This is a genomic window from Robertkochia marina (assembly GCF_004799345.1).
Lineage (GTDB): Bacteria > Bacteroidota > Bacteroidia > Flavobacteriales > Flavobacteriaceae > Robertkochia > Robertkochia marina.
This window is the reverse complement of the sequence record NZ_SSMC01000002.1, coordinates 843,142-861,137: the sequence shown is the minus strand read 5'-3', so window position 1 is coordinate 861,137 and position 17,996 is coordinate 843,142. Positions and strand designations below refer to the sequence as shown.

The following is a 17,996-nucleotide window of genomic DNA, read 5'->3' as shown; positions in this document are numbered from 1 at the left end:
ACCATGCTCCCTTAAACTTATACGACTACCCGGGGTCTCCGGGAGATCCCCGAAATTAAAACCTTATGAAAATACTGATCATCAACGGACCTAACCTTAATTTGTTAGGAAAACGAGAACCCGAGGTATATGGCACTGTTACTTTTGAGTCTTATTTTGAGGAACTGCAAAATAAATTTCCTCAGGCAGATTTGACCTATTATCAAAACAATGTAGAGGGCGAGCTTATTAATAAACTGCACGAGGCAGGTTTTGATCACGACGGGATCATACTTAATGCAGGAGCCTACACGCATACCTCTATTGGAATCGGCGATGCCGTTAAAGGAATTACCACCCCGGTTGTTGAGGTGCATATTTCCAATACCTTCGGAAGAGAGTCTTTCAGGCATCAGTCGTATATTTCTGCCCATGCCAGGGGAGTTATCCTTGGCTTTGGTCTCCTAAGCTACGACCTCGCTATTCAAAGCTTTTTACAATGAATACACCATACAAAACATATATGAACTGGAGCTCAGGAAAAGACAGCTGCCTGGCGCTCTACCATATGCTGAAGGATGAAACATTCAGCGTAGATACCCTGGTGACCACCCTAAATGATGAGCTGGAAAGGGTTAGCATGCATGGGTTGCCCAAACAATTACTTTTTGAGCAGGTAAAACAACTCAGTATACCCTTGCATACTATTAATCTGCCCGGAGTAGTTTCTATGGAACAATACGGGAGTATCATGAAACAGCACGTGACCCTGCTAAAGCAAGAAGGGTATACCCATGCGGCTTTTGGAGATATCTTTCTTGAAGACCTGAAGAAATACAGGGAAGACCAATTAAGATCTCAAGGTATACAAGCCGTTTTTCCACTCTGGGGAAGAGATTCCAAAGAACTGATCCTGGAATTTATTGCGTTGGGATTTAAAGCTATTACCATTAGTGTTAATGACAGGCTTTTGGGAAAGGATTTCGTTGGGCGTATCATCGATGAAGCCTTTGTGAATGACCTTCCCTCAGGTGTTGATCCCAGCGGTGAGAACGGTGAATTTCACACCTTCGTTTATGATGGTCCGAATTTTAAAGACCCGGTATCATTTAGTGTCGGTGAAAAGGTATTGAAAGACTTTAGTCATGCTTCCGGTTCAAAAAATGACCACCCCTCAAAACCAGCCAATACCTCCTGGGATACCGCTTTTTGGTTCTGTGACCTGATTCCGGACTAGTTTTAGTTTACAGTTTACAGTTTGCAGTAAGTAGAAGCAGTAAGCAGTATGTAATAAATTATACTCGTCCCTGAAACTCGTTCCTCGAACTGAAACCTCAACCTCGAGTCTATAAAAAAATCCCCCCGACTTCAATTTCGGAGGGACCTTCGCTAATTAATGGTTGATCAGTAACTAAATGGTGGTGTAAATGGTTTATGCTGTAACGGCTTCTGATAAGATGCCGAGTTCTTTCATACAAGTCTTCATTGATTGATAGGTACGCTCAATATCTTCATCCAGTCCGATAGAGAACCGGATCAGGCCATCAGAAAGTCCCATGGCTTTCTGTTCTTCTTCAGGAATCTCAGAGGAGGTTGAACTACCGGGAGCAGAAAAGAGGGTTTTATAGAAGCCAAGGCTTACAGCGAGGTAGCCGAGGTTTCTTTCCTGCATCATTTCCATCAGGGCATTGGCTTTTTCAAGGCTTCCTGCGTCAAGGGTCATCATACCTCCGAACCCGTAATCAGCATTGATCATTCTTTTCATGGTTTCATGACCGGGATGTGAGGGGAGACCCGGATAGACTACTTTGAGTCCGTCTGCCTCAAACTTTTGTGCCAGATAGAGAGCATTCTCACTGTGTTTTTTCATCCGGATATGAAGGGTTCTCATGTTTTTCAGTACAGAGGCAGCTCTGAGGCTGTCCATCGTGCTTCCGAGTAACATGGCAGCTCCGTCATTGACATCTTTCAGGCTAAGACAGAAATCCTTGGTGCCGCAAACAACACCTCCTACAGTATCAGAACTTCCGTTAATAAACTTGGTAAGACTATGAATTACTATATCAGCCCCGTGATTCTTAGGAGTGATATTCATGGGGGTAAAGGTATTGTCGACCACCAAGGGTATATTATGTTTACGAGCTATGGCCGATAGCGCTTCCAGGTCGGCAACCTCCAGCAACGGATTGCTTACGGCCTCGCAATAGATCATTTTGGTGTGCGGCGTAATGGCAGCTTCAACCACCTCAGGTTTGGTGATGTCTATAAAACTTGTGGTTACCTTGAGTTTTGGCAGGAAGTTCTTCATAAAAGCATAGGTGCCTCCGTAAACCGTTCTTCCTGATACGATATGATCTCCGGCCCCGCATAACTGAAGGATCACTGCGGTAATGGCTCCCATTCCACTGGCCGTAACATTGGCTGTTTCTGTTGCTTCCATAGCAGCCAGGGCTTCACCCAAATAAAGGTTGGAGGGAGAAGAGTGGCGTGAATACAGATAGCAGCCCTCTGTATTGCCCTCAAAGGTGTCAAACATGGTCTTGGCAGAGAGAAAGGTGTATGTAGAGGAGTCTGATATGGAGGGGTTCACGCCTCCGAACTCTCCAAAATATTGAAGGTCCTGTATTTTACTTGCGGGATCAAATTTCATGGTGGTAATGTTTATGAATTTACCAGCAAATAATGAATATTCTGATGAATTGTCAATGATGTGCGTCAGTATCGGAAAATAAAACTATGATAAGGTGTTTAATTCGAAGAATCATCTGATAAAAATGTATTTTTGATAAATACACCGAAATATTTTCACTATGGAGTTGGATGCTATTGACAGGAAGTTGTTGATTTCCCTGCAAAAAGATGCCAAACAAACCACCAAAGAGCTGGCTTTGCAAATGGGTTTGTCTAATACAGCGGTTTACGAACGCGTGCGTAAACTGGAACGAGAGGGGGTGATACGGCAATACACGGTCATGGTAGACCGCCAAAAAGTCAATAAAGCCTTTGTGGTGTTTTGTCATATCCGCCTTACCCAACACACCAAAGAGAATGTCAGTCAATTTGAAAAGGAAGTGGTTACCTTATCTGAGGTGCAGGAGTGTTATCACGTAAGTGGCGACTACGATTACATACTAAAGATTCATGTGGCTGATATGGAAGATTACCGGAATTTTATGCTCACCAAACTTACCAACCTGAAACATATCGGGAATACCCATAGTATTTTCATGATCGGAGAGGTAAAGAATTCTTCGGTGATCGAGGTAGGCGGGTAAGCAGGTAAGCAGGTAAGCAGGTAAGCAGGTAATCAGGTAAGCAGGTAATCAGGTAAGCAGGTAATCAGGTAGACAGACGAAATCCGGTACGTCGGCAGATAGTTAAGGCGGTGGCCATTGGTCGGTGGTGAGCCTGGAGCCGGCAGTTTAAAAAGAAGCAAAATTTCTTATTCGCCTATTTGCCTATTCGCCAATTTCCCTTAACCCTTAACCCTTAACCCTTAACCCTTAACCCTTAACCCTTAACCCTTAACCCTTAACCCTTAACCCGCATTCCGTACCCGGTATCCTGTAACTCAAAACCAACATTACGTCATACTTTAAATTGAATAAATGACAGCTTGTCATATTTTTTGGCATGGCACAGTCATTGACCTATGCAGGGTGCAAGAATTAAAATTTGAACACCATAAACATATTAACATGAGTAAGATTATTGGAATAGATTTAGGTACTACCAACTCCTGCGTTTCTGTAATGGAAGGTAACGAACCGGTGGTGATCCCTAATGCTGAAGGTAAGCGTACTACGCCTTCTGTTATTGCTTTTGTAGAAGGAGGAGAGATCAAGGTTGGTGATCCAGCAAAACGTCAGGCGGTGACCAATCCTCATAAAACCATTTACTCTATCAAAAGATTTATGGGGAACAAGTATTCAGAATCTCAGAAAGAGGCTGAACGTGTTCCTTACAAAGTAGTAAAAGGAGATAACGACACCCCGCGTGTAGATATTGAAGGACGCATGTATACTCCTCAGGAGCTTTCAGCCATGATCCTTCAGAAAATGAAAAAAACTGCAGAGGAGTACCTGGGGCAGGATGTGTCAGAAGCGGTAATTACCGTACCTGCATACTTTAACGACTCTCAGCGTCAGGCTACCAAAGAAGCCGGAGAAATTGCCGGTTTAAAGGTACAGCGTATTATAAACGAGCCTACGGCGGCAGCCCTGGCTTACGGACTTGACAAAAAGCATTCAGATCAGAAGATCGTTGTTTTTGACTTCGGTGGAGGTACCCATGACGTTTCTATCCTGGAATTAGGAGATGGGGTATTTGAAGTACTTTCAACAGATGGTGATACCCACCTTGGTGGTGATGATGTAGATGAAAAAATCATCAACTGGCTTGCTGATGAATTCAAGGCAGAAGAAGATATGGACCTGAGAAAAGATCCAATGGCACTTCAACGTCTTAAAGAAGCTGCAGAAAAAGCCAAGATCGAGCTTTCGTCTTCTTCACAAACAGAGATCAACCTGCCGTATGTAACGGCTACTGCAAGTGGTCCAAAACACCTTGTACGTACCCTGACCAGATCGAAGTTCGAGCAATTGATCGCAGATCTGGTAGCGCGTACGATCAAGCCATGCGAATCGGCCCTTAAAAATGCAGGCCTGAGCAAGAGTGATATAGACGAGATCATCCTGGTAGGGGGGTCAACGCGTATTCCTGCTGTTCAGAATGCAGTAGAAAGTTTCTTCGGGAAGAAACCGTCTAAAGGAGTAAACCCTGATGAGGTGGTGGCTGTCGGTGCTGCTATCCAGGGGGGTGTGCTAACCGGAGATGTAAAAGACGTATTGCTGCTTGACGTTACACCACTTTCATTAGGTATCGAAACTATGGGAGGAGTTATGACCAAGCTTATCGAGTCTAATACGACCATCCCAACCAAGAAGTCGCAGGTTTTCTCGACCGCTGCCGATAACCAGCCGTCCGTAGAGATCCACGTACTTCAGGGAGAGCGCCCAATGGCGGCAGATAACAAAACCATCGGTAGATTCCACCTTGACGGAATTCCACCGGCACCAAGAGGTGTACCGCAAATTGAGGTAACCTTTGATATTGATGCCAATGGTATTATTAATGTAAGTGCCAAAGACAAGGGTACCAACAAAGAGCAGAACATCCGTATCGAGGCTTCTTCAGGTCTTACCGAAGAAGAGATCGAGAAAATGAAGCGTGAAGCTGAAGCCAATGCTGAAGCTGACAAAAAGGCGAAGGAGAAAGTAGATAAGCTCAACGAGGCCGATTCTATGATCTTCCAGACCGAGAAGCAGTTGAATGAATTTGGTGATAAACTGAGCGATGATAAGAAAAAGCCGATCCAGGATGCCCTGGAAGAGCTGAAGAAAGCTTACGAAGCCAAAGACGTTGATACAATTCAGCCCGCTCTTGACAAGATCAACGAGGCATGGAAACATGCTTCTGAAGAGATGTACAAGGCTCAGGCCGAAGCACAGCAGAATGGCGGAGCCGCCGGAGCTGATGCAGCCGGAGATGCAACCGGTTCTTCAGGCCAGGAAGGTGAAGACGTTCAGGATGTTGACTTCGAAGAAGTGAAGTAATATTTCTGAGATTATATAAAAAAAGCCACTCCAAACGGAGTGGCTTTTTTCGTTATGCGGTTATGCCGTGATTCAGGTACGTCATTGCGGGGCCGAGCGTTAAGAGGACCGAACACTTGTGAAAGGTTCGGTGAACCTTTCATAGTGAGGGGCCAGGTGGTGCGATGGCAGATGAACCATTTTAGCGATGGAGCCAGCCGGCGCGCGGGCAAAAGACGTGGCGTGGCAATCTGTTGGTTTGGTTATGCAGTTATGCGGTTATGCAGTTAAACAGTTAAACAGTTTTAAATAACTCTTAACTCTTAACTCTTAACTCTTAACTCTTAGCTCTTAGCTCTTAGCTCTTAGCCCCTTAGCTCCTTAGCCCCTTAGCTCCTTAGCCCCTTAGCTCCTTAGCCCCTTAGCTCCTTAGCCCTTAACATTTAATTCTCAGAGCCCTCTTCAAAATCCAAACTGGCAGAATTCACACAATAGCGCACCCCGGTTTCGGTAGGGCCGTCGTTAAATACATGCCCCAGGTGTCCGCCGCAGGAAGCACATAGGATCTCGGTGCGTATCATGCCGTGACTGGTATCTCTGATATATTCTATACTGCCTTCAACAGCCTGATCAAAACTGGGCCATCCGCATCCGCTCTCAAATTTCATGTCAGATTCGAACAACAGGGCATTGCACCCTTTGCAATGATAATTACCATTCTCAAAGTGGAGGTTATATTTACCTGTATGAGGCATCTCCGTGCCTTTTTGACGCAGGATGCGATAACTGTCTGCGTCAAGCTCCTGTCGCCAGACTTCCTCCGGTTTGTCTACCTTGTACTTACTCATTGTTTTGTAACTCGTTTAAATTCTTCTATAGGGATAAAATCCAGGGCTACACCATTGATACAGTGTCTTTCTCCCGTGGTTTCCTGCGGACCGTCATTGAAAACGTGTCCTAAATGTCCGCCGCAACGGGCGCAGTGCTCTTCGGTACGGGCCACCCCGATCTTATAATCGGTGTCAAAGGCTACATTGCCTTCAATTTCACGGTCAAAACTGGGCCACCCGCTGCCGGAATCGTATTTGTGTTCACTCTTAAAAAGCGGATGTCCGCAACCGGCACATACATATACGCCTTCTTCCTTTTTTTCCAGAAGATCACTGCTAAACCTCCTTTCGGTGGCTGCTTTGCGAAGTACCTGGTATTCCATATCGGTAAGCTTTTCTCTCCACTCAGCATCACTCATGGTGACCTCATAGCTTTCTGAGGTGTGAGCTGTTTCCTTTTCCTTGTTCTTGTTTTGGGCGGTGGTATTACAGGAAAATAATAGCGCCGGAATGATGGCTAATAATATATTTTTCATGGTTTTTTCTTTAAAATTATATGGAATTGGTCGTTTAAGGTGTTAAGAACTTATTATTTTTTCAGTTAACGGTTCTCGGTTCTCGGTTCTTGGTTCTCGGTGGTCGATGTACTGTTTAGGATTTTACAATTTAAACTGCTCATAAAAAGTACGTTCTCCTTCCCCTTTTCGAGGGAGGGCCGAGTGTTTAGAAAATAGCCAGTGGCTATTTTCATCGAAGGAGCCAGCAGGCGCGAGCGAGCCACGCCAAATGCGTGGACGGAAGGGGTGATTCAGTTCTTTGCGAGATGTCATTAAAATGGAGTTTCTATTCTGGTGGAGAATCCCGTCTGTAATCCACATTTCATAACCTATAATTGAAACCTCTTAGTGATTTCAAACCTCATAACTCTAACAGATTGCCATGTCGGGGCATAGCCCTTCCTTACAATGACTTAACCCCATAACCCCATAACCCCATAACCCCATAATCGTATAACGCTATAACCAAAAAAAAGCCATAAACACCGTGAGTAACAGTATTTATGGCTTTTGCATCAAGAGCATATAAGCTCTAGTCAAGTATTACAGGTTCTGTCAAATTAAATTTTGATATACTCATTACCTGTTCCATATCATTTACATCGATCGCCTCGGCAGATTCTGCCGGTAAGATGGCGACCCTCATAATGAGGTTATCTGTAAATTCCGGAAGCAGCGAGGGGAAATCTACCGTACCGTCCAGGAAAAACTGGATATCATATAGGGTGTGATTAAAACTGTAACTCAGAATGCCGTCGTTAAAATAGAGGGTTCTGGGCAGTGGTTCCCAAACATCGGTACCGTCAACCACATCAACCAGAAGATAGGCTAACACAACATCGGTGTTAAAGACCTCTACGCTGGCTGGAAACTCATAGGTTTCGAAAGGAACATCGTCGTTGAGATTGGTAAATGTAACATCGTATTCAAATACAGTTCCGATAAGTCCGTCCAAACCATCAAGACCATCCTGACCGGGAGGTCCCGGAGGCCCCGGATCGCCTTCACATGAGATTAGCAGCAGACAGGTAACTGAAAGGATAGAGAGTAATTTTTTCATAATATTCTTGGTTTTGGTGGTTAAATATCAATTATCAGGCCAAAAAATTAAAAACGAATAAAGCCCGTCGTAACGGGCTTTTGTAAAGAGCTGTATCTTTTATTAATTCTTTGTTATTTCAACTGCTGCCGGGCGCGAGCTCAAATCAGGCATAAACCGCCACATTTCATTTGATTCTGCCTGCACTATTTCCAGCCATAAATTCATATCGGTTTCAAAGCTGCCTTCTCCATACATGGCGTTGTATTTTTCGGGAAGATCAGGATGTTCAATAGCCAGATCTCCATAATTATCCAAAAATCCGACAATGGCCATATCGCGGCCTTCACCTGTTGAGCCCATAAGGTTAGAATAGATAGCAAACTGGTCTTCAGGCCAGGTCTCCCGGTAGAGTTTGACAAATTTCTCGATGATGCCGGTTACCTTTTCAAAATTCCCCATCCCTCGCTTGAGGTCCCAAAAAGTAATCCCAAGCATATTGAGGGAGAAATCGCTGTTCATGCTGGAGTATTCCGGGTGGTATTTCCAGTAGGTGGCGCTCGATTCGGTAGTAATGGTAGGGGTAACGTTGTTGTCCCAATGATTGTCATGAGCGGCATCCATTGGTCGCCCATCCATTTGTTCCCAGGTGCAAGGCCCAAGATTCCAAATGTATTTCCCGGTATTAGGGCCGGTCATGACCTGATAAACGGCTACCTGCATGGGGGCTTCAGCATGGAACTGTTTGTTGTGTTCGGCAACGGCCTTGTGAAAATCGACAACTTTTTCAGGTTGGGGGGTTAACATGATCTGGTCAAATACTACGGTGGGGGCCTCTTCCTGGGCGTAACTGCATAATCCGACAGCTAACGCCAATACTGCTAAAATGTGTTTCATTATGGGTGATTTTTTGGTTAGATCACATAGAAAGGCAGGTAGTGCTGCAGATAAGAAGTGAGCAAAGAGTAAGGAAAACCTAACAAACAATTTGTTAAAGTTATTAAAGATACGATATTTTATAACACCATCTATGTAAGGTGCTGTAATACAAATAGCTAGATTGTTATGGGCATAAAATCTATGATGGCTTCAATTACTTTTTTGTCGCCTAATACCTTTCGATGCCCGAGACCTTCGGTAATCATAAGTTGACTATTTGGTAAATGTTCATGTATGCGGTGGCCTGCGTGCACCGGTACATCGAGGTCGTCTTCATCATGAATCACCAAAACAGGGATGTCAATCTCAGGAGCTACCTTTTCTGCCGAGAGGGTGTCGGTGTCTATTCCTGAAACTTCGTCAAAATAGCGTTTCATCTGTATGCCTGTAATGGGTTTTAGTCCCAGTTTTTGAATAAAATCTTTCATGATCTCAGAAACCATATTCCCACTGCCTATCAATACCGCTTTCTGGAATACCGCCCCTCTTTTAATACTATTCAGAATACTCATACCACCCAGAGAATGTCCAACGGCAACTTCAAAGGGCCCGTACTCACGCTCCAGGAATAAAACCGCCTCTACGAATTCCAGCATATGGGTGTATTTGCCTTTAGCCTTACCATGAGCCGGGGCATCAAAACTCACGGTGGCATACCCTTGCTTAAGAAGGGCATCTGCGATCTTGCAGAGCTGAGTACCACGACCGCTCCACCCGTGAACCAACAACACCTTACGGTCAGATTTACCATATTGATACACCATAACCTCTTTTCCGATCTTAGGGACGATGAGTCGATTTTGTTCACTCTCCTGATCCATTTCAAATTCCCTTTTCGGCATTTTATGTTTGAAGGGTTTACCGAAGATCTTTGCCGCAAATCTTGCGGCAAGAGCCGGAGAGATCCATTGTAATAATTTAGCCGGAACAGCTATGAACGCAGGTACTTGGATTTCCTGTGGTTGGCGATCTTTCATTTGGTCGGGCATGACTGCAATTTTGGTGTGAATTTACTTAATTCAGGATGATTTTTATATTTTTATAAGACATTAACAAAGAGTGATGCAGGATCAAACACGTATTATTATAGAAAATGTAAATCCCCAGCTGATGCAAGGGGATTTTTATATTAAAAGAATTCCGGGGCAGCAGGTGTTGGTAGGGGCAGACGTCTTTGCCGATGGCCATGATGTGGTGGCCTGTGCTATACAGTACAAACATCAGAAAGAGAGAACCTGGAAGTCTGCCCGAATGAATCACGAGGGCAATGATTATTGGACCGGAAGCTTTACCGTAGAAAAGGAAGGCCTTTATCATTACACGGTTGAGGGGTGGGTTGATTATGCCTTGAACTGGCAGCATGGGATCAAGCGAAAAATAGAAGACGGGCAACATGTTAAAAGTGAATTGCTGGAAGGGGTTACCTATCTCGAAGAGGTCTCTGAAAGATGTAAAAAGGATGAGCGCAACTACCTCGAGCAGTTAAAAACCTTCTTTTCAGAAGAGTCCCATTATGATGAAGCGATCAGGGAAGCGGTTTCTGATAAACTAAAAGAGCTTTTTATAGCGTATCCTGCCAAATTCCTCGCATCACGTTCTGATGAGCTTCGGGTCTACGTAGACCGTAAAAAGGCGTTGTTTTCTACCTGGTATGAGTTTTTTCCAAGATCATCTTCTCCCGAGCCCGGAAGGCATGGTACTTTTAAAGATTGTGAGCGCCTGCTTCCCAGGATAGCAGCCATGGGGTTTGATGTGCTTTATTTTCCGCCCATCCATCCCATAGGAGAAGTGAACCGTAAGGGTAAGAACAACTCAACGACTGCAGAACCCGGAGATGTAGGTTCTCCCTGGGGTATCGGTTCAGCCCAAGGTGGACATAAATCGATACATCCGGAGCTGGGTACAGAAGCAGATTTCAAGTCACTTGTTCAAAAGGCCAAGCAACAGGGCATTGAGATCGCGATGGATTTTGCCCTGCAATGTGCGCCCGATCATCCCTATGTAAAAGAACATCCGGAATGGTTTAAATGGCGGCCGGACGGCACTGTGCAGTATGCAGAAAATCCACCCAAGAAATACCAGGATATTTTACCTATATATTTTGAAACCAAAGACTGGAAAAATCTCTGGAAAGAGCTTTTGAGTATCGCCATGTACTGGATCGAAGAGTTTGATATCAGGATATTCAGGGTTGATAATCCGCATACCAAACCATTTAAATTCTGGGGGTGGCTCATTGCTGAAGTTAAAAAGAAATATCCTGAGGTCTTATTCCTTTCAGAAGCCTTTACAAGACCTAAGGTAATGCACGAATTGGCACGACAGGGCTTTACTCAAAGTTATACCTATTTTACCTGGCGAAACAGCAAGGAAGAATTGATGGGTTATCTCAAAGAACTAACTTCTACCGATCAGGCGGAGTTTTTCAGACCGAATTTCTGGCCTAACACACCTGATATTAATCCTTATTCATTACAGGGAGCTAATGAAGCCATGTTTCTGCAACGATATTTCCTGGCAGCGACCCTAAGTTCAAATACCGGGCTCTATGGGCCGGTATATGAGCAAATGGTCTCTGACCCTATGCCGGGTAAAGAAGAATATTATAATTCAGAAAAATACGAGGTACGCCATTGGAACTGGGAGATTGAAAATAAGCTCACCCATATTATCACCAAGATCAATGCGGCGAGACACCGGCATGCGGCCTTACAACAAACTAATAACCTTCAATTTTGCGACACCGATAATGACCAGATCATGGCCTGGTATAAATTTAATGACGACCGGACGAATGAAGTCCTTATGGTAGCCAGCCTGGATGCTTATTATACAAAACAAGGGTGGGTAAGGTTGCCTTTGCATGAACTGGGAATAACAGAAGGAAGCCAGATACAAATGCATGAGCTGATCACAGGAAGCAGCTATGTCTGGGATCGCGAATGGAATTATGTGGAATTGCATCCTGCATTGCCTTTTCATTTATTCCAAATCATAAAATAACAGTGCCATGAGTAAAACATCAGAGAGTAAGATTATTAAATCACCTTATGATTTTAAAGTAGCCTGGGAAGAACTTCTTGGCTATGAAGATTTCTGGAAGATCTTCTTATCAGATGTTTTAGAGAAATATATAATTGGTCAGCGCTGGTACGGCGGGAAGAGCAGTAAACTGAAGTACATTGAACTGGCTGAAAGTTTCAGAATACAGCAAAGTGGAGAGATCTATTATGGACTTATTCTTGAAGTAAACTTTTATGAAGCCTTTTTTCAACATTACTTTCTCCCGATAGCCTTTGTTACTGATGAGGCTTATGCCGAAAAGGGGAGAATTCTTGAGATCTCTCTTCAAGGTAAAAAAGGGTATATTGTAGATGCCGTAAATCTGGAAGCCTTCAGAAGGGTGGTGTTTCAGCGTATTCAGAGTGCCTTACCGCACGATACGACAAAGGTGCAGTACCATCGAAGTGAAAAACTGGAATCTGAGCCTTATGAATCATCGCGTTTTATGGGCATGGAGCAAAGTAATACCTCCATCATCATTAATGAGAAATACGTGATCAAATTCTTCAGGCGTATCTATGCTACCAAGAACCCCGATTATGAATTAAGCCGGTTTCTTTCGGAAAAACGGGAGTTTAAAAATATTCCGGCCTATATAGGTAGTATGAGCGTGAAGGATATGGAGAACATTAATATCACCATTGCCTTAATGCAGTCTTTGGTAGAGAATCAGGGTGATGCCTGGGGCTATATGCTTGATGAATTACACAAGGTGTTCTCTAACCTGGAATACAAAAAGATCAATGTAGACAGGCTACCCTCCGCCGACATATTCACCCGACTGGGTATCAGGGAAGTACCGCCGGAGATCATAGACTGGGCCGGTTTGAATATTTTTCAGAAGCTGCGTAAGCTGGGGTTGCGTACTGCAGAGATGCATGTGCATCTGGGAGCTGAATTTGAAGACATGGGCTTTACCCCAACCCATTATAATGGAGACTATGAAGTTTGGCTGAAGAACAGGATGCTGCATCAGTTTCAGAATCGCCTGAATATGGTTGAAAACAACCTGCACAAGCTCACCGGGCGTGCCCTGGAGCTGGCCAAGGAGTTTTTGGAAAGAAAGAACGAGATCAGAAAGAGATTTGTCGATTTTGACTGGACCAGGTTAAAAGGCGAACGCATACGAATACATGGCGATTATCACCTGGGGCAGGTACTGGTGCAGAATGACGACTTTTATATCCTCGATTTCGAAGGCGAGCCTGAGAGCACTATACGGGACCGAAAAGTTAAACAACCCCCTTTAAAAGATGTAGCGGGTATGTTCCGGTCATTTCATTATGCCATATACGCCACTATCTTTGGTCATGAGGCAGATTACCCGTACAACAAGGAAGAACTCTTTAAAGCCGGAGAACTCTTGTATCGCTATATGGTTGCCGTGTTCTCAGACACTTATATAGACTATGTGCGTTCTAAAAATCTCAGCATCGGTTATCTGGGTGAACGAACCTATGTACTTAAGTACTGCCTGCTGGAAAAGGCGGTTTATGAACTTGGGTATGAAATGAATTCAAGACCTCTTTGGGCAGTGATTCCGCTGGAGGGAATCATGAGCATTTTAAATGAAAAGCACTAAATAAACACTCAAAAAAGAACACTATGAACAACCAGGTGCAATCGCACAGTCTGTTTACAGATTTTGATATCGATCTCTTTAAGTCCGGGAAACACTACCGGCTTTATGAAAAATTAGGAGCCCATATTCTGGAGAAGGACGGACAAAAAGGATGCTATTTTGCAGTATGGGCCCCCAGTGCCAAAGCGGTATCGGTTATTGGAGATTTCAATTACTGGTTGGAGGGCGATCATCCGCTCGAGGTGCGTTGGGATGGTTCCGGTATCTGGGAAGGTTTTATTCCCGGTATTACGCAAGGAGATCGCTATAAGTTTAAAATACATTCTCACCACAACGATATAAAGACCGAAAAAGCAGATCCCTATGCTTTTTATTGCGAGCACCCTCCGCAAACCGCTTCCATTATCTGGGAACACCGGTACGACTGGTCGGATAAGACCTGGATGAAAACCCGGAAACAACACAATGCGCTTGATAAACCTTATTCGGTATACGAGGTGCATCTCGGATCCTGGATGCGAAACACCGACGAGGGTAATCGGCCGCTGACCTATCTGGAGTTGGCAGAAGAATTGGTTGCCTATGTTAAAAAGATGCAATTTACCCACGTAGAGTTCATGCCGGTCATGGAATACCCCTATGACCCTTCATGGGGATATCAGTTAACCGGGTATTTTGCTCCAACATCCAGATTTGGGAAACCGGAAGACCTGATGAAGCTTATTGACAGACTGCATCAGGAAAATATAGGGGTGATCCTTGATTGGGTGCCTTCGCATTTTCCGGAAGACGCACACGGTTTAGGCTTTTTTGACGGGTCGCACCTGTATGAACACCCCGACAGACGCAAGGGCTATCACCCCGACTGGAAAAGCCTCATCTTTAATTACGGACGTAATGAAGTGCGGTCATTCCTGATCAGTAATGCCTTTTTCTGGTTGGATAAGTTTCACGCTGACGGGCTTAGGGTTGATGCCGTGGCATCGATGCTCTACCTCGATTACTCAAGAGAAGACGGCGAGTGGGAACCTAACGAGTTTGGAGGAAGAGAGAATCTTGAGGCTATAGGCTTTATGAAAGATCTCAATGAGGCAGTTTACGGAAGTTTTGAAGGTGTTCAGACCATTGCTGAAGAATCTACTTCTTTTCCTAAGGTTACCGAACCGGTATACCTCGGCGGTTTAGGGTTTGGCATGAAATGGATGATGGGATGGATGCATGATACCCTGGAATACTTTAAGAAAGAACCGGTATATCGCCGTCATCATCAAAACGATATCACCTTCAGCATGACCTATGCCTTTACTGAGAACTTTATGCTGCCTTTTAGTCATGATGAGGTAGTGTACGGCAAGCATTCTTTACTGGGTAGAATGCCGGGTGATGAATGGCAGCGTTTTGCCAACCTGAGACTGCTCTTCGGCTATATGTTTACCCACCCCGGAGGTAACCTGATCTTTATGGGAGGAGAGTTCGGCCAGGGAGAAGAATGGGATTTTCAAAACAGCCTTCACTGGCATTTATTGCAGTATGGCTACCATCAGGGTATTCAGAAACTGGTTACCGATCTTAACAGATTATATAAAAATGAGCCTGCACTCTATGAGAAACAGTTTTCTTCTGAAGGGTTTGAATGGATCAATTATGGGGATGCTGAAAACTCGGTGCTGGTATACATGCGAAAAGGCAACAAACCCAAAGAGAATCTGGTGGTCGTGTGTAATATGACTCCTGTGGTACGGGAAAATTACAGAATAGGACTTCCGTTTGGTAAAAAACTGGAACAGGTATTTAACAGTGATTATAAGAAATATGGTGGCAGCGGCGTTAGTAACCCTAAGAGTATCAGCGTGTCAGATATTTCATGGAATGGCAGGGACTTTTCAGCAGAAATAACCCTGCCTCCTTTGGCTATGGTGGCATTTCATATTTCATAATAAGAGGGGCATATTTATCGGGAAATGATTTATTTTAGGAGGCCAAAAATGAAGAAATGATAACCAACACTGAACTTGAATATAAAGGGAATTTATATCCCTCCAATATAACAGCTTACAAGAAAGAAGTAGACAAGGTCTCTTTTTATACTGAAAATAACGTTACCCTTACCATAACCATTTTACGAGACAGCGTTCTTAGGTTCAGGTATGCTACAGAAGAAGGTTTTGAGCCCGACTTCTCTTATGCTATAGACAAGAACGCTACCTATGGTTTTAATCACCTTGAGGTAAAGGAGGAGGAAACCGCCTATATTCTGAAAACTGCCAAACTGGTGGTAACCATTAACAAGAAGGATCTAAGGGTCAGTATTGCCGACACCAAAGGCAGGGTGATCAATGAAGATGAATTGGGTTTTCACTGGGAAGAGAGCTATCTGTACGGAGGGAATATTGTGAAAATGAGCAAGGATGCTCAGGAATCAGAAAGCTATTACGCCATGGGCGATAAGCCTTCTCAACTAAACCTGAGAGGGAAGCGCATTGAAAATTGGAATACCGACCAATACGCTTTCGGAAAAGACCATAATCCCCTGTATAAGGCTGTACCGTTTTACGTAGGACTTCACCATAAAACCGCCTACGGGATCTTTTTTGACAATACTTTTAGAACACATTTCGATTTTTGCCATGAGCGCCGAAATGTTACTTCCTTCTGGGCCGATGGAGGAGAGATGAATTATTATTTTATCTATGGACCTAAGGTTTCTGAAGTTGTTCAAGGGTATACCGACCTGACAGGAAAACCGGAATTGCCACCCTTGTGGACCCTCGGCTTTCATCAGTGTAAATGGAGTTATTATCCTGAAAGCAGGGTAAAGGAAGTCACCAAAAAATTCAGGGATCTCAAGATACCCTGCGATGGGATCTATCTCGATATTGATTATATGGACCAGTTTCGATGCTTTACCTGGAATAAGGAATATTTTCCGGATCCGAAGCGTATGGTTGATGAACTGCTTGAGGACGGATTTAAAACTATTGCCATTATAGACCCGGGTATTAAGATCGACAAGGATTACTGGGTATATCAACAGGCTGTTGAGAATGACTATTTCTGCAAGCGTGCCGATGGGCCGTATATGAAAGGAAAGGTTTGGCCGGGAGAATGTAATTTTCCTGACTTTACCAACCCGGAAGTTCGGGATTGGTGGGCCGGACTATATAAAGAGCTTATTGCCGAGATCGGGGTAAGGGGTATCTGGAATGATATGAACGAGCCTGCAGTTATGGAAGTGCCCGGAAAGACCTTCCCGGATGATGTTCGCCATAATTACGATGGCCACCCATGTAGCCATCGCAAGGCGCACAATATCTACGGGATGCAAATGGCCAGGGCTACTTATGAAGGGATGCGTAAATACACCTTTCCAAAGCGGCCTTTCGTGATCACACGGGCAGCCTACTCAGGAGCCCAGCGTTTTACCTCTTCCTGGACCGGAGATAATGTAGCCACCTGGGAACATCTGTGGATCGCTAATATCCAGGTACAGCGCATGTGTATGAGCGGGATGTCATTTACAGGATCTGATATCGGAGGATTCGCAGAACAACCTTCGGGAGAACTCTTTTTAAGATGGATACAGCTGGGTATCTTTCATCCCTTCTGCAGGGTGCACTCCAGTGGTGATCACGGCGATCAGGAGCCCTGGTCGTTCGATATCGAGGTGACTGATATTACCCGTAAATTCATCGAGCTTCGCTACAAGCTCTTGCCTTATCTCTACACCATGTTCTGGGAGTATATGACCGATGGGGTGCCTATGTTGAAATCATTGATGTATTACGATCAGGAAGATCAGCATACGCATTATAGAAATGATGAATTTATTTTTGGAAACCACATTTTAGTGTGTCCCATCCTCGAACCTAACGCCAAAGGCAGAAGAATGTACTTACCCCGCGGTAAGTGGTATAATTTTTGGACCAATGATTTGCTGAGCGGCGGGAAAGAAACCTGGGTGGAAGCCGATATTGACCAGGTACCTGTCTTTGTAAAAGAAGGTGCAATTGTGCCTAATTATCCGGTACAGCAATACGTGGGAGAGAAAGAACTCAAAGAGCTGACGCTTCATGTGTATTACGCCGAAGGCACAGAAATATCTAAGGTATATGAGGATGCCGGAGATGGCTATGATTACAAAAAAGGTAGGTATAGTTTAAGAAAGTTCAGGCTTACCGGCCGGGAGAACCAATTGATCATTCAGCAATTTAAGGAGGGGAAATACGAAACACCTTACAAAAAACTTAAATTGGTACTTCACGGTTTGCCGTTCAATGTAAAATCTATTTATCTTGATAATGCTCAAATCCCGTTAAAGGATGTCAAAATGAATGGTGATAAAACCATGATAATACCTAAAAACTTTACTGAGATCCATATTATTGGAGAACAGCAGTAAAGGAATTAAACGAT

Annotated in this window: 14 protein-coding genes; 8 read left to right on the top strand and 6 right to left on the bottom strand. The window is 44.2% G+C overall.

The features are described 5' to 3' along the window. Positions 1-65: 65 nt before the first annotated feature. Positions 66-482 (top strand): type II 3-dehydroquinate dehydratase, encoded by a 417-nt coding sequence (locus E7Z59_RS10195; RefSeq protein WP_136336213.1) that lies wholly within the window; start codon positions 66-68, stop codon positions 480-482. Further along, on the top strand, positions 479-1,216 hold the full coding sequence (locus E7Z59_RS10190; protein ID WP_136336212.1) for a Dph6-related ATP pyrophosphatase: 738 nt from the start codon (positions 479-481) through the stop codon (positions 1,214-1,216). Before E7Z59_RS10195 ends, E7Z59_RS10190 begins: the two co-directional genes overlap by 4 nt. A 195-nt stretch (positions 1,217-1,411) precedes the next feature. On the opposite strand, the gene E7Z59_RS10185 is transcribed toward E7Z59_RS10190, so the two are convergent. Then, on the bottom strand, positions 1,412-2,629 hold the full coding sequence (locus E7Z59_RS10185) for an aminotransferase class I/II-fold pyridoxal phosphate-dependent enzyme (RefSeq protein ID WP_136336211.1): 1,218 nt from the start codon (positions 2,627-2,629) through the stop codon (positions 1,412-1,414). Between the two features lie 160 nt (positions 2,630-2,789). Here E7Z59_RS10185 and E7Z59_RS10180 point away from each other — a divergent pair, with 160 nt between their 5' ends. Continuing rightward, complete coding sequence (locus E7Z59_RS10180) at positions 2,790-3,254, top strand: Lrp/AsnC family transcriptional regulator (RefSeq protein ID WP_136336210.1); 465 nt, start codon at positions 2,790-2,792, stop codon at positions 3,252-3,254. Positions 3,255-3,587: 333 nt separating this feature from the next. Next, positions 3,588-5,594 carry a molecular chaperone DnaK gene (gene dnaK, locus E7Z59_RS10175; RefSeq protein ID WP_262708822.1) on the top strand — a complete coding sequence of 669 codons (2,007 nt, stop codon included), beginning with the start codon at positions 3,588-3,590 and terminating at the stop codon, positions 5,592-5,594. 422 nt (positions 5,595-6,016) lie between these two features. Here dnaK and msrB (E7Z59_RS10170) read toward each other — a convergent pair whose 3' ends face one another. The 5 genes from msrB (E7Z59_RS10170) to E7Z59_RS10150 all read right to left on the bottom strand — a co-directional run bounded on the left by msrB (E7Z59_RS10170) (position 6,017) and on the right by E7Z59_RS10150 (position 9,927). Next, positions 6,017-6,421 (bottom strand): peptide-methionine (R)-S-oxide reductase MsrB, encoded by a 405-nt coding sequence (gene msrB / locus E7Z59_RS10170; protein WP_136336208.1) that lies wholly within the window; start codon positions 6,419-6,421, stop codon positions 6,017-6,019. Then, the gene (gene msrB / locus E7Z59_RS10165; RefSeq protein WP_136336207.1) at positions 6,418-6,939 is read right to left on the bottom strand and encodes a peptide-methionine (R)-S-oxide reductase MsrB; all 522 of its coding nucleotides are present in this window, start codon (positions 6,937-6,939) and stop codon (positions 6,418-6,420) included. The genes msrB (E7Z59_RS10170) and msrB (E7Z59_RS10165) overlap by 4 nt, the downstream gene beginning before the upstream one ends. 553 nt (positions 6,940-7,492) lie before the next feature. Continuing rightward, entirely contained in the window at positions 7,493-8,020 is a 528-nt protein-coding gene (locus E7Z59_RS10160) for a hypothetical protein (protein ID WP_136336206.1), read from the bottom strand. Positions 8,021-8,122: 102 nt separating this feature from the next. After that, positions 8,123-8,896 (bottom strand): hypothetical protein, encoded by a 774-nt coding sequence (locus E7Z59_RS10155; RefSeq protein WP_136336205.1) that lies wholly within the window; start codon positions 8,894-8,896, stop codon positions 8,123-8,125. A gap of 158 nt (positions 8,897-9,054) precedes the next feature. Continuing rightward, positions 9,055-9,927: an alpha/beta fold hydrolase gene (locus tag E7Z59_RS10150; protein ID WP_136336204.1), complete on the bottom strand. Its 873-nt coding sequence runs from the start codon at positions 9,925-9,927 to the stop codon at positions 9,055-9,057. A 73-nt stretch (positions 9,928-10,000) separates the two neighbouring features. Here E7Z59_RS10150 and E7Z59_RS10145 point away from each other — a divergent pair, with 73 nt between their 5' ends. Genes E7Z59_RS10145 through E7Z59_RS10130 form a run of 4 tightly spaced genes read left to right on the top strand, consistent with a single transcriptional unit; the run spans position 10,001 to position 17,982 of the window. After that, positions 10,001-11,941, top strand: a complete 1,941-nt coding sequence (locus E7Z59_RS10145; RefSeq protein WP_136336203.1) for an alpha-1,4-glucan--maltose-1-phosphate maltosyltransferase — start codon at positions 10,001-10,003, stop codon at positions 11,939-11,941. 7 nt (positions 11,942-11,948) lie between these two features. Further along, a complete protein-coding gene (locus E7Z59_RS10140) occupies positions 11,949-13,583 on the top strand; it encodes a trehalose synthase (RefSeq protein ID WP_136336202.1) in 1,635 nt (544 codons plus the stop codon). A 23-nt stretch (positions 13,584-13,606) separates the two neighbouring features. Next, a complete protein-coding gene (gene glgB, locus E7Z59_RS10135; RefSeq protein WP_136336201.1) occupies positions 13,607-15,520 on the top strand; it encodes a 1,4-alpha-glucan branching protein GlgB in 1,914 nt (637 codons plus the stop codon). 56 nt (positions 15,521-15,576) lie between these two features. Beyond that, positions 15,577-17,982: a glycoside hydrolase family 31 protein gene (locus E7Z59_RS10130; protein ID WP_136336200.1), complete on the top strand. Its 2,406-nt coding sequence runs from the start codon at positions 15,577-15,579 to the stop codon at positions 17,980-17,982. Positions 17,983-17,996 lie beyond the last annotated feature (14 nt).